We start from the raw sequence: 13,037 nt of genomic DNA on the forward strand, positions 1-13,037 counted from the left end.
TGGGCGGCGACGCATGGCGATCGGCAGGGCCGGCATGCCCTTCCCCGGGCTGCCATCCCCATCGCCAGCGGTCGTTGGCGGGACGGAACAGGGCGTCGTGTGCAAGGCGCGGCGGCAGCGCGAGCTGCCGCCGTCGCCGCTGCGTGCGGCGCTGCATCGTGCAGGAATCTCCCCCGGAGACTTCATTGCACGGACACAATGTGCGCGTACCGTGATGGCGTCGTCTTGTCGTATTTATCGGTTAAACGTGCGGAATATCGCATTGCGCGACGCGCAACGGGACATTTCCGACTTTTTCGCCACTCAGCCGTAGGCGGCCGAAATCGTCATTTCCCGCGCCGCGCCGGCGGGCACCTGCACGCGCTCGTTGCGCGGCCCGGACAGCGCCACCGCGCGGCCGTCGATCAGCACCTCGCGCAGCTGCGTGCCGGCCGGCACACGCAGGGTCAGCCAGGTGCGTGCCGGTGCCTGCGCAGGCAACCTCAGCGTGCCGTCGATGCGCTTGCGCGCCGGATCGCCGCGCAGACTCAACGACACCGCGCCCCAGCGGGTCGGTGCGGCCTGGATCGCGATCGGCTCGCCGCTGCCCAGCCACGCGCGCGGCAGCGCGCGCGCCAGGAACAGTTCCTCGCCGGCGCTGTCCTCGAACACCAGCATCCAGCGCAGCAGCAGCGGGATGGTCATCTGCGCCGGGATGCAGAACAGCGGCATGCCGCCGGTGATGCCGCTGACCTCGCCCGCGGTCCAGCTGCCGCGCGTGTGCACGTGGTAGCGGTGCGCGTACAGGAACAGCAGGTATTCCTCGATCCGGTCCAGGCGCAACAGCTGCTGCGCGTAGCCGTAGGAGATGAAGCCGAGCAGGTCGCGCCCTTCCGGGGTGGGCGGGGCGATGTTGCCGACCACGCCCAGGCTGGTGCCGCCGTGGCCGCGCACGCAATCGACGACCAGGTGCGCGAGCTCGTCGGGCAGCACGTCGGCCTGCAGCAGTTCGGCGTAGGCACGGTGCGGCCAGCCCTGCTCGCTGGGGCTCTCCTGCTGCAGCGACTGGCGGAAGGTCAGCTTCACTCCCGGCAGCGGGCCGATGTAGGCCGGCTTGAGGTCGCGGCGGATATTGGCGCGCAGGGTCGTGTGCAGCTGCGCGGTCAGTTGTTGCGCGCGCCGCCGCCACTGCGCCGCGGCGGCCTGCGCGCCCGGTCCGGCGATCGTGGTCCACACCGCGGCGATGTCCTGCCAACCGCGGATCGCCAGCGCGCTGTTGGCGTAGTACGGCTTCCACCACAGGGTCGGGTCCGGGAACAGGCAGGCGTCGGATTCGTTCCAGCCATGGATCAGGCCGTGCCCGGGCGCCTTGGCCGGCAGCTTCAGGCTGGCGTCGTGCAGTTCCAGCAGGATCTGCACCGTCGCTTCGATCTTGCCGCGGTGTTTGCGCAGCAGCGCCGCATCGCCGGTGTAGCGCAGGTAGCGCGCCAGCAGCGACAGGGTCAGGCCGAACTGGCCGGTCTCCGCGCCGCGCATGTTGACCATGCCGTCGTCCTGCACGAAGTCGCTGAAGTAGCCGTCCAGCACCGCGCCGGCCTGGGCGAAGCGGCCCCACTCCAGGTTGGCGTACAGCGAGCTGGTGAAGGTGTCCTGGAAGCCGTCGTATTCGTTGCCGTAGTAGTCGCGATCGACCGCGCCGTACTTCGGATACGTGCCGCCGGGGCGCACCACCAGTTCGCGGGCGAAGGCGAAGCGCGCCATGTCGCTCCAGCTCGCATCGGGCAGTTGCGCCTGCACGGTGTCGGCGAGCAGGCCCTGCCAGTAGCCGGCGAACGCGAGCAGGCCGCGGTAGAAGTCCTCGGCGCTGCGCGGACCGCGCCGCGGCGGATAGTCGGGATAGCTGTAGCCGTACACCACCTTGGTCACCTGGCCGTGCTCGACCAGCGCGCTGCGGTGCCAGGTCTGCACGATGAAGCGATCGGTGGCGAGCACGTCGGCGAACAGCAGCACATCGTAGTAGCGGCCCTCGCCGGCCGGCACCACCTTGCGCACCGCCGGCATCCAGCCGCCGATCAGGCCTTCGTGGCGGCGTGCGACCAGTTCGGCCTTGCCCAGCTCGGGAAAGGCGTGCAGCGCGCGATAGGCGCGGGTGCGGCCGTCCGGATACACGGGCATGGTGTCGGCGCATTCGCGGGTGCCGACGAAGGTCGTCCACGGCAGGCGCCCGTTGTAGTCCTTGGGATCCAGTTGCGAGGCCGGCGGCGGCGCCGCGTCGCGCACTTCGTCCATGCGCGGATCGCCGTCGCGCAGCAGGCGGTCGGCGAGCAGATCGGCTTCGGCCAGCGCCACGTCGGCCAGCTTCATGCCGAAGTACGGCGCCTGCGCGCTGGGGTAGACCGCTTCGGTGCGCTTGCCCAGCACCAGCGCGCCGCCGGGGCCGAGCAGGGTCAGGTCGCCATCGGCGCTGCGCAGGTCTTCGTACACCTGCCACTGCGCGCCGGCCTCGGTGAAGCGGCATTGCAGGGTGTGGCCGGCTAGCGCATCGGCGGCCAGCGGCTGCAGGCGTGGCAGGGCCGGTGCTGGCGCCGCGGCGGGCGCTGCATTCGCGGGCGCGGCGATGCCGCCGGCGAGCGCTTCGACACCGGCCACCGCGCCGACCGCCAGCCCCTGACGCAGGAAATCTCTCCGATCCATGTACCGTCCCCCGATGAGCAATAGCGCATCATCGTGCGCCGCAGGTGCGGCGACGTCTTGTGCGCTGTGTCGAGGATCGGTGCGGAAAATTGCATAGCGCCGGGTGGGGTGCAGGAGCTGCGCCGGGCTTTGTGCTTGCTCTTGCGGGTTGCGCAGGAGCAGGTACGCGAGGCTGCGTCCGTACCCTCATCCGCCCCTGCGGGGCACTTCTCCCGATGGGAGAAGGGACAGCCGCTAGCCCCTCTCCCACCGGGAGAGGGGCTGAGGGGGGAGGGCCCGGCGCGGGGCGTCTCGCGGAGTTGGGTGCACGAGGCTACGCCCGTCCCCTCATCCGCCCCTGCGGGGCACTTTCCCCAAAGAAGAGGGCCATGATCCCGCAGGGAGCGGGAGAGCGGCGCGGCCTCAGGCCAGGATGTCGAGGAGGCTGCCGATGGTGTCGTCGGCCGCGCGCAGCACCCGCGCATTGGCCTGGAAATCGTTGCGTGCGGACAGCCCGCCGACCATGTCGTCGACCAGATCGCTGCCCTCGCGGCCCGCCGCCTGCACCTGGACGCTGACGCCGCCGCCGGGTGCTTCCTGGTTGGCCGTCACCTGACGCTGGAAACCTTCGGTGGCGGCGTTGGCGACATTGTTCGCGCGCGCCTGCAGGCCGGAGGCGGCGGCGCGCATGCCGGACAGGGCGATCGAGGACACCGAGGCGATGGAACTCATGCGCGTTTGCTCGTCGGGCGGCCGGGTTGCGGCCGCAAGGTCAGTAGGTTCCCACGGTCACCCGCAGCACGTAGGGATCGGCACGCCGGAAGTTGAGCCCGTAGTCGGTCTCGTCGCCGTTCAACAGGCGCACGAACCGCCACTGCCCATCGACGTAGCGGCCCTGCTCCACGCGCAGCAGTTGCCCGTACTTGCCATCGGCACGGTCGCGCACAAATTCAACGCGGGAATTGAAACCTGTGACCAGGAACACGTTCGGCTGCAGTTCCTGCACCAGCGCGCGGCCATCGTGCTGCGGCGTGCCGGGCAGGATCGCCGGCGCCTCGCCCCAGCCCGGCGCGCCGAACGACACCTGCGCCTGCCACGGCCCGAAGCGCAGGCTCTGTTTCGGCACCCCGGCCTTCTCCACCGCCGCCTGCAAGGTGCCGGCGAACGCGCCGGCGGCCAGTTCGCGCTGCAATGGCGCCAGCAGGCCGAAGCCGGCCGCATGCGCGGCGATCGCGGCCTGGTTCTCCGGCGTGTCCTCGTTGCCGTCGATGCCGAACACCGAAAAGCCGATGCCGCCGCGGCCGAGCACGTGGAAGTGGTACGGCGCGGTCGCCGCCTCGAAGCCGGTCTCCGAGACCCAGGCCGGGTTGTCGGCGCGCGCGTACTGGCCGACCACCTTGGTGTATTCGTCGTAGTCGCTGGTGTAGATGTCGGTGCCGATGAAGTCGATTGCCGGCGTGGCCAGGCGCCACAGGTCGAACACGTTCCAGGTGGCGCCGCCGGCCGGGTATTCCTCGCCCGGCTTGGTGCGGCCCTTGTAGCGCAGCCAGGTGTTCACGTACAGCGGCAGCGGATACGCGGCCTTGCCGGCGGCGGCGACCTGCTGGATGTAGCTGGCGTTGCTCCAGGCGCTGAACATTTCCTCGGCGTCGCGGCCGAACACCTGGGTCCAGGTACCGGCCGGCTTGCCCAGCCGTTGCAGCACTTCCGCCGGCACCGCGGCATCGAACGCGCGCTCGCCGGCGGCGCCGTGGTCGCGCACGGTGCCGATCGCGCCGGGTTCGTTCTGCACCTGCACCGCGATCACCGTGTAGCGGCCGGCGTCGATCTTGCGCAGGTGCTGCATCAGCGCGGCGAAGGCGCGCGCGTCGGCCTGCACATTGGCCGGCGCATGCGGCGACAACACATCCACCGGCTCGCCCTTGGCGTCGCGCATGCGCGGATACGTGGCCGGATCGCGCTTGATCCATTCCGGCACGTAGTGCATCTGCCCGTTCTTCCAGGTGCCGAACCACAGCACGATCAGACGCAGCCCGCGCGCGCGGCTCTGCTCGACCAGCGCATCGACGTTGCGGTAGTCGTAGCGGCCCGGCTCCGGCTCGAACTGTTCCCAGTACACCGGCGCTTCGACCGTATTGGCATGCAGCGCCTGCACCGCGTCCAGCGCCTGCGGCAACACTTGCGGCCAGGCGCTGGAGTTGTGCAGCTGCGCGGCCATGATGCTGTACGGCGCGCCGTCCACGAACAGCGCGTGGTGGCCGTCGCGGCTGACGTAGCGCGGCATGTCTTCGGCGTGGGCGAGCAGCGGCAGCAGCATGGCCAGCATGGCGTAGCGAACGACTGACGACGCTTTGTGTAGGAGCGGCGTCAGCCGCGACACCGGGGCCGAACGGATTCTGGCTTCGGACATATCGGTCGCGGCTGAAGCCGCTCCTACAGGGAAGTGCGGATGGCGGTGGGTCATTGTGCGTCTCCCGTGGAAATGGCATTCCAGCGCGGCGTCTGCGCGCCCAGCAGATGCCGCACGAAGAAGTCGTACTGGCGCCGCTGCACGTAGTCGATCGGACCAGTGGAGCGGCCGACCGAGTGCTCGCCGCCGGGCACGTTCAACAGGTCGAAATCCTTGCCGGCCTTGATCAGCGCATCCACCACCTGCGCGGTCGAGGCTGGATCGACGTTGCTGTCCTGCTCGCCAACGATCATCAGCAATTCGCCGCGCAGCTTGCCCGCGTTGTCCACGCCGGAGGCGGCGGCGTAGCTGGCGTCCACCGGCCAGCCCATCCACTGCTCGTTCCAGCTGATCTTGTCCATGCGGTTGTCGTAGCAGCCGGCGAACGCCACGCCCACCTTGTAGAAGTCCGGATGCCGTTCCAGCGCGCCCAGCGTGCTCTGCCCGCCGGCCGAGGCGCCGTAGATACCGACCCGGCTGATGTCGTAGGACGGATCCTTGGCCGCCAGCGCCTTGTGCCAGGCGATGCGGTCGGGGAACCCGGAATCGCCGAGGTTCTTCCAGGCCACGTCGTGGAACGCCTTGGAACGGTTGGCGGTGCCCATGCCGTCGATCATCACCACGATGAAGCCCAGGTCGGCCTGCGCCTGCATGCCGATCTGCTTGTCGCCGCCGGAGTGGTAGCCGAACGGCCAGAAGGTCTTGGGCACGAAGCTGTCGTGCGGGCCGGCGTAGATGTTCTCGATCACCGGGTATGTCTTGCGCGGATCGTAGTCGCGCGGGCGCACCACCATGCCCCAGATGTCGGTGCGGCCGTCGCGGCCCTTGGCCACGAAGGTCTGCGGCGCGCGCCAGCCGGCGGCCTGCAGCTTGCCGATGTCGCCGCGTTCCACCACCTGCAGCAGCGTGCCGTCGATGGCGTGCAGCTCCATCACCGGCGGCAGGTCCGGGCGCGAATAGGTGTCCACGTAGTGGCGGCCGTCGTCGGCGATGGCCACGTCGTGGTCGGCGTCGGCGGTGGTCAGCCGGGTCAGGTGGCGGCCGTCGAAATCGACCGCGAACAGCTGCCGGTAGTACGGGTCCTTGCCCGCATCCATGCCGCTGGCGGAGAACCAGATGCGGCGCTGCGCGTCGTCCACGCGCAGCACGTCGCGCACGATCCACGCGCCCTTGGTGATCTGCGTCTTGACCTTGCCGGTTTCGCCATCGAACAGATAGAGATGGCGCCAGCCGTCGCGTTCGGAGATCCACAGGATCTCCTTGCCGAGCCCGTCCACGTCGTGGCGATAGCTGCGATCGGCGTAGACGAAGGTCGTGGCGTCCTCGCCCACCGCCACGTGCGCGCGGCCGCTGGCCGCGTCCACCGCGATCGCGCGCATGCGCTGGAAACCGCGCTGCACGTAGTCGAACACGAAGCTGCGGCCGTCGGTGCGCCACTGGATCGGCGACAGCTGGTACGGATTGGCGAACAGCGCATCGTCGATGGCGAGGCGCCGCGCGCCGGCGCCTGCGCCTGCGGACACGCCGGCGAGATCGAACAGCACCGGCCGCTCGATATCCACCGCGTCGCCGGGCTTGGGATACAGCTGGGTGCGCACGCGCGGCTGGCCGCCGCCGGACGGCGCCGCCTCCACTCGCGTCACCCGCCGCGCGAAACCAGGACGCACCTTGTACACCGCAAGCCGCTGCGAATCCGGCGACCAGGCCAGCGTTTCCGGATCGTAGAAATCGTCGGCGCGGCCGTCCTCGCTCAAGCGCAGCACGTGGCCGTCGGCGACGCTGCGCAGCACCACATCGTGGCCGTCGGCCAACGCGTCCCAGCGCCCGTCCGGCGAACGCCGCGGCGTGTTGTCCGCGGCCACCGCCGGATCGCGGACCACGCCGAAGCCGCGCGGCCGCGGCTGCGGACCGGTATCGGCGCGCGCGCAGACATAGTCGGCGAGCGTGCAGCGCCACGGCACGTAGTCGATCTGGAACACGATCGCGGCGTTGTCGCGGCCGGCGTCGGCCGCATAACTGAAGCGCTCGAACGGCAACCGCAGCGCCGGGTACTCGGTCCCGGCCGCGACGCTGAGCCCGCGCGCCAGCCGCAGCGCATCGAACGCCGGCTGCTTGCGCTGGCCGGCCACGTCCTCGAGCACGAAGGCGAAGCCGCCGGGCACCGTCTTGCGGTAATAGAACGTGCCGTCGTCGCGCCATTGCGCCGGCCAGGTCACGTTCTCGGTCAGCGTCATCCACGCCTCGCGCAGGCCGAGCGAGCGCTGGTAGTCGGCGGCGCTGGGCGCGGCCTGGGCGTGGCCGGCGAAAGACACCGCAGCCAGCACGATCGATGCAGCGAATCTGTTCATTGCGTTCCGATATCCCCTGAATTCCCTGCCCTTCTGTAGGAGCGGCTTCAGCCGCGACAGGGGCTCTGCAGCATGCTGTCGCGGCTGACGCCGCTCCTACAAAAAGCGGGCAACCTATTCGCCGTCGTCTTCTTCCAGCGCCAGCTCGTCGCTGCGCAACCCGGTGCGCGCGCCCCAGTGGTAGCAGCCGAACGCGATCACCGCCACGCTCAGCGTGTCCCAGGGATGCGCGATCTGGCCGGTGCCGCCGAAGGTGCCCAGGTAGGACACCAGCAGCACCAGCACGAAGAACCCGATCAGCCACAACGCGCCGCGCACCTGCCGCCACAGCTGCGCGCGCCCGGCCGCGCTGGGCAGCCGATACAGCACGTACAGCGCGAACATCGCGACCTGCAGGCCGAGCAGCCACGACAGCGTGTTCCAGGTGGACCAGTAGACGATCAGCGCGGCGACGATGAACGACAGCGGCCCGAGCACGGCGAAGCCGCGCAACAGGAACGGCCGCGGCAGTTGCGGCGCGCTGCGGCGCAGCGCGGCCACGGTCACCGGCGCCACCGCATAGCTCAGCACCAGCGCCGCCGACACCACCTGGATCAGCGTCTCCCACGACGGGAACGGCAGGGTCCAGAACACCGACAGCGCCAGGCTCAGCCACAGCGCCGGACGCGGGATGCCGGACTTGGCGTCGACCCGGGTCAGCACCGACAGGAAGCCGCCGCTGCGCGCCCAGCCGTAGACCACGCGCGGTGTGGCGTTCATGTAGATGTTGCCGGTGCCGCTGGGCGAGATCATCGCATCGCAGATCACCAGCGCCGCCAGCCAGCCCATGCCCAGGGCCAGCGCGATGTCGTGGTACGGCAGCGCGAACGCCTTGTCGATGCCGCCCCAGCCCTGCGCCAGGTACGTCGACGGCACGCTGCCCAGGAACGCCAGCTGCAGCAGCACGTAGATCACCGTGGACAGCGCCACCGACAGGATCAGCGCGATCGGGATGTTGCGCTGCGGATCGCGCACCTCGCTGGCCACCGACACGATCGGGGTCAGCCCCAGATAGGCGAAGATGATGCCGCCGGCCGAGATCGCCGCCTCCACGCCGGCCGCGCCCGAGGGCGCGAAGCCCTGCACGTGCAGGTTCTGCGGATTGAAGTGGGCCATCAGCAGCACGATCACCAGCACCGGCACCAGGAACTTGAACACGCTGACGATGTTGTTGGCGGTGGCGAAGGTCTTGACGCTGAAGTAGTTGAGCAGGAAGAACGCCACCAGCAGCGCCAACTGCAGCAGCCAACCCGCCACGCTGGGATGGGTGCTGCCGGCCTGGTTCAACGAGGGGAACCAGGCCGCGGCGTACTGCCGCGCCGCCTCCACCTCGATCGCGATCAGGCTGGAGAACGCGATCAGGGTGATGAAGCCCATCAGCCAGCCGAGCAGCGCGCCGTGCGAGTACTCCGGGTAGCGCACCACGCCGCCGGCGCGCGGCAGCGCCGCGCCCAGTTCGCAATACACCAGGCCCAGCAGCAGCACCGCCACGCCACCGGCGATCCACGACACGATGCCGGCCGGGCCGGCGATGGCAGACACATGGCTGGCCGAGAACAGCCAACCGGAGCCGAAGATCGAACCGAGCCCGATGAAGGTCAGGTCGGTCAGGCTCAGACGCTTGTGGAACTTGCCTTGTGTGGTCATGGTGCCCCCGCTGGAAAGGTTGTAACCGATTCCTAACTACCTGCAGTTGTCCCTTCTCCCCTCGGGAGAAGGTGCCCCGAAGGGGCGGATGAGGGTACGGTCGCAGCCTCGTGTCGTTTCGACCCTGCGAGGCTTCGCGCCGTCCCCTCACCCCAACCCCTCTCCCGGGGGGAGAGGGGCTTCAGCGTGCCTACTGCTTTGGCGCCTCCTGCGCCCACGGCGACTTGCCACCCTCGGCGATGAAACGGTCGATGCGCTGCTCCAGTACCGGCAGCGGCACCGAGCCGGTTTCCAGGATCGCGTCGTGGAAGGCGCGGATGTCGAATTTCTCGCCGAGCGCGGTTTCGGCCTTGCGCCGCAACTCGATGATCTTCAGTTCGCCCAGGTAATACGACAGCGCCTGCCCCGGCCAGGCGATGTAGCGGTCGACCTCGGTGGTGACCTCGTGTTCGCTCAGCGCGGTGTTGTCGCGCAGGTAGGCCTGCGCCTGTTCGCGGGTCCAGCCCTTGTGGTGGATGCCGGTGTCGATCACCAGCCGGCAGGCGCGCCACATCTGGTAGGTCAGGTAGCCGAAGCGGTCGTACGGGGTGTCGTACATCCCCATCTCCTGCCCCAGGTATTCCGAATACAGCGCCCAGCCTTCGCCGTAGGCGGAGATGTAGCCGTAGCGGCGGAAGTCCGGCAAGCCCTGCTGTTCGGCCGCCAGCGGCATCTGCAGCGCGTGGCCAGGCGAGGATTCGTGCAGGGTCAGCGCGGTCAGGTTGTATAGCGGACGCGACGGCAGGTCGTAGGTGTTGACCAGGTAGATGCCCGGGCCGCCACGGCCGCCGGTGTAGAACGGCGCCAGGTCCGGCGGCACCGGCTCGATCGCGAAGCGCTGCCGCGGCAGGCGGCCGATGTAGTCGCCGACCTTGGCGTCCACGCGCTTGGAGATCCACGCCGCCTGCTTGAGCAGTTCCTCCGGCGTCTTCGGATAGAACTGCGGATCGGTGCGCAGGAATTTCAGGAACGCCGGGAAGGTCGGCTGCCCCTTCGGTGCGACGAAGCCGCTGGCGACGATGGTCTGGTCCATGTCCTTGCGCAGCTTGGCCACTTCGCGCAGCCCGATCTGGTGGATCTGCTCGGGCGACAGGTCCAGCGTGGTGAACTCGCGGATCTGCGCGCGGTAGTAGTCCTTGCCATCGGGCAACGCCTCGCCAGCGAGCGTGCTGCGCGCCTTCGGCTGGTACTCCTCGCGCATGAAGCGCAGCAGGTCGGTATAGGCCGGCACCACGCTGTGCGCGATGGCGTCCAGCGCCTGCTGCCGCAGCTGCGCCTGCACGTCGGCCGGGATGCTGGCCGGCATCTGCTTGAACGGGGTGTAGAACAGGTTGGCCTCGCCGCTGGCGTTGGCCACGTCGGCGATCGACTGGTCGCGGCCGGTCAACGTCACCTTCGGCTGGCTGAAACCGCGCGCCAGGCCGGCGCGCATGTTGACGATCTGCTCGTCGAAGTAGCGCGGAATGTCGGCGAGGATCTTCAGGTAGCGCTGGTAGTCGTCGCGGGTGCGCAGCGTGGCGCGGGCGCTGAAGCCCAGATTGCTCCAGAACGCGGTATCGCTGTTGAACGGCATCTCCCAGGCGCGGAAGTGCTGCTGGTCCAGGAACACCGCGATCTGCTGGCGGTAGACCTGGTAGTTGACCCGGTCCTGCGCCGACAGCTGCGCCTGGTCGATCGCATCCAGTTCGCGCAGCACCTGCTGCCAGTACGCGGTGCGCAGGTTCTGCGTGGCCAGATCGACCTTGGGCAAATGATCCGCTGCCGCCCCCTGGCTGTCTTCGTCGTCGGCGCCGGCGGACTGCTCCTGGCGCCATTTCCACTCGCGCAGGTACAGCGCCTTGAAACGCGTGCCGGCGTCGCTGCTCGCCGTGGCCGCGGCGGGTGGCGCGGGTTCTGCGGCAGCGGCGACGCCCTGCCCTGCGAGCGCACAGACGATCGCCAGCAACAGCGGTGCGCGAAGTCGGGAATTCAGGCTCATTGCGCTTTCTCCGAAGTGGCGGCCGCGCCGGCCTTGGCCTGCGCGATCCAGGCGTCGATGCGGGCGTCGAGCAGGTCCAGCGGCATCGCGCCGCCGCCGAGGATCTGGTCGTGGAAGGCGCGGATGTCGAAGCGTGCGCCGAGTTCGCGCTTGGCCTTCTCGCGCAGCGCCAGGATGTCCAGCTCGCCGAGCTTGTAGCCCAGCGCCTGGCCCGGCCACACGATGTAGCGGTCGGTCTCGGCCTGGATGCTGGGCTCGTCGTCGGACGGATGCGCGTGGAAGAAATCGATCATCTGTTGCCGGGTCCAGCGCTTGTAGTGCACGCCGGTGTCCAGCACCAGGCGGTTGGCGCGCAGCAGTTCGCCGGCCAGGCGGCCGTAGTCGCTGTACGGATCCTGGTAGAAGCCCACGTCCTTGCCCAGGCGCTCCGCATACAGCGCCCAGCCTTCGACGTAGGCGTTGTAGCTGGATTGCTGGCGGAACGGCGGCAGCGGCAGGCTCTGCGCGAGCGAAATCTGCAGGTGATGGCCGGGCACGCCTTCGTGATACGCGGTGGCCTCGATGTTGACCAGGGTGCGCTGCGCGTAGTCGCTGGTGTTGACCATCACCAGCGCCGGCTTGCTGCCTTGCGCGTCGCTCTGCCAGTACTCGGCGCCCGGTGCGGTGCTGCGGAACTCGGCCATCGCACGCACTTCCAGCGGCGTCTTCGGCAAGGTGCCGAACAGCTTGGGCAGCTGCGGCTGCATCTGCGCGATGTCGTCGCGGTAGCGCTGCAGGATCTGCTCGCGCGAACTGGCGAAGAACTTGCGGTCGCGGGCCACCGCCTTGCGCAGCGCAGGCAGGTCGGCATAGCCGAGCTGCTTGGCGATGGCGCTCATCTCGCCTTCGATGCGCGCCACTTCGGCCAGGCCGATCTGATGGATCTGCTCGGGCGACTTGTCGGTGGTGGTCTGGGTATGGATCGCGTAGCGGTAGCGGCGCTCGCCATCGGGCAGCGACCACAGTCCTTCCTGCGCGCGGCCCTGCGGCGCGTATTCGTCGGCGACGAAATCGGCCAGCTTGGCGTAGGCCGGACGCACCTGCTGGTCGATCGCCGCGAGCATCGCCTCGCGCAGGCGCGTGCGCTCGGCCGCCGGCACCGCGTCGGGGAAGCTCTTCAGCGGCAACGCGAACGGGCTGTCGGCGCCGGCCGGCGCGGCGATCGCGCGCACCTGCGCCGGGATCCGCTCGAGCAGGTATTTCGGCTGCACCAGCCCGTCCTTGGCGCCGGCGCGCGACAGCGCCACAACCTGGTCGAGCAAGACCGGGATCGCCTGCAGGCGCTTGATGTAGTCCTCGTAGTCCTTGACGCTGGCGAACGGGAACGCCTGCGCGTAACCCGGCAGCGCCAGCTGGATGCCGCCGACCGGCTCCAGCGGCATCTCGTCGTTCTTCAGCGCGATCGCTTCCAGCCGGTCGCGCAACTGGCGCAGCATCATCTGCAGGCTCAGCTGGTCCTGCGCCGACAGCGCCTTGCCGTCGATCGCCTCGAAACGCTTCAGGAAATCCGCGGTGGCCTGTCGTTCGGCCTGCAACGCCGCCGGCGAGTAATCGCTCCAGCGGTCGTTGTAACGGGTGTCGCCGATGATGCTGGCGAACTCGGGATGGTGCTCGAGCTGGTACTGCCACTGCGCGTCGAGCAAGGCGGCGAAGGCCTGGCCCGGCTGTTGCGCCGGTGTACCCGCCGCGGCCGCCGGCTGCGGCGAGGCGGGCGGCGTGGCCGGCTGGCAGGCGGCCAGCAACGCCGCGGCCAGCGCGCAGGGAAGCAACAGGCGGGCGAATCTCATCGACGGACTCCGGTAAGCGAATGGAACCTCTGCGGCGGCACCGTGCCGGCGGCCGCCGC

The 13,037-nt window shown here is 69.4% G+C and carries 7 protein-coding genes; all 7 read right to left on the reverse strand.

Features of this window, described 5'->3' with window-relative positions; genetic code table 11:
* Positions 1-303: 303 nt before the first annotated feature.
* Positions 304-2,673 (reverse strand): Tat pathway signal protein, encoded by a 2,370-nt coding sequence (locus AB8810_RS15165; protein WP_369914099.1) that lies wholly within the window; start codon positions 2,671-2,673, stop codon positions 304-306.
* Between the two features lie 402 nt (positions 2,674-3,075).
* Complete coding sequence (locus AB8810_RS15170) at positions 3,076-3,384, reverse strand: flagellar basal body rod C-terminal domain-containing protein (protein ID WP_179563889.1); 309 nt, start codon at positions 3,382-3,384, stop codon at positions 3,076-3,078.
* 40 nt (positions 3,385-3,424) lie between these two features.
* Positions 3,425-4,978: a DUF5597 domain-containing protein gene (locus AB8810_RS15175; RefSeq protein ID WP_241092794.1), complete on the reverse strand. Its 1,554-nt coding sequence runs from the start codon at positions 4,976-4,978 to the stop codon at positions 3,425-3,427.
* Positions 4,979-5,112: 134 nt separating this feature from the next.
* Entirely contained in the window at positions 5,113-7,449 is a 2,337-nt protein-coding gene (locus tag AB8810_RS15180) for a DPP IV N-terminal domain-containing protein (protein ID WP_369914100.1), read from the reverse strand.
* Positions 7,450-7,563: 114 nt separating this feature from the next.
* Positions 7,564-9,135 (reverse strand): APC family permease, encoded by a 1,572-nt coding sequence (locus tag AB8810_RS15185; RefSeq protein WP_179563886.1) that lies wholly within the window; start codon positions 9,133-9,135, stop codon positions 7,564-7,566.
* A 190-nt stretch (positions 9,136-9,325) separates the two neighbouring features.
* Entirely contained in the window at positions 9,326-11,152 is a 1,827-nt protein-coding gene (locus AB8810_RS15190; RefSeq protein ID WP_369914101.1) for a DUF885 family protein, read from the reverse strand.
* Positions 11,149-12,978 carry a DUF885 family protein gene (locus tag AB8810_RS15195; protein ID WP_369914102.1) on the reverse strand — a complete coding sequence of 610 codons (1,830 nt, stop codon included), beginning with the start codon at positions 12,976-12,978 and terminating at the stop codon, positions 11,149-11,151. The genes AB8810_RS15190 and AB8810_RS15195 overlap by 4 nt, the downstream gene beginning before the upstream one ends.
* Positions 12,979-13,037: the final 59 nt, after the last annotated feature.

The organism is Xanthomonas sp. NCPPB 3005 (genome assembly GCF_041228095.2).
GTDB lineage: Bacteria > Pseudomonadota > Gammaproteobacteria > Xanthomonadales > Xanthomonadaceae > Xanthomonas_A > Xanthomonas_A bonasiae.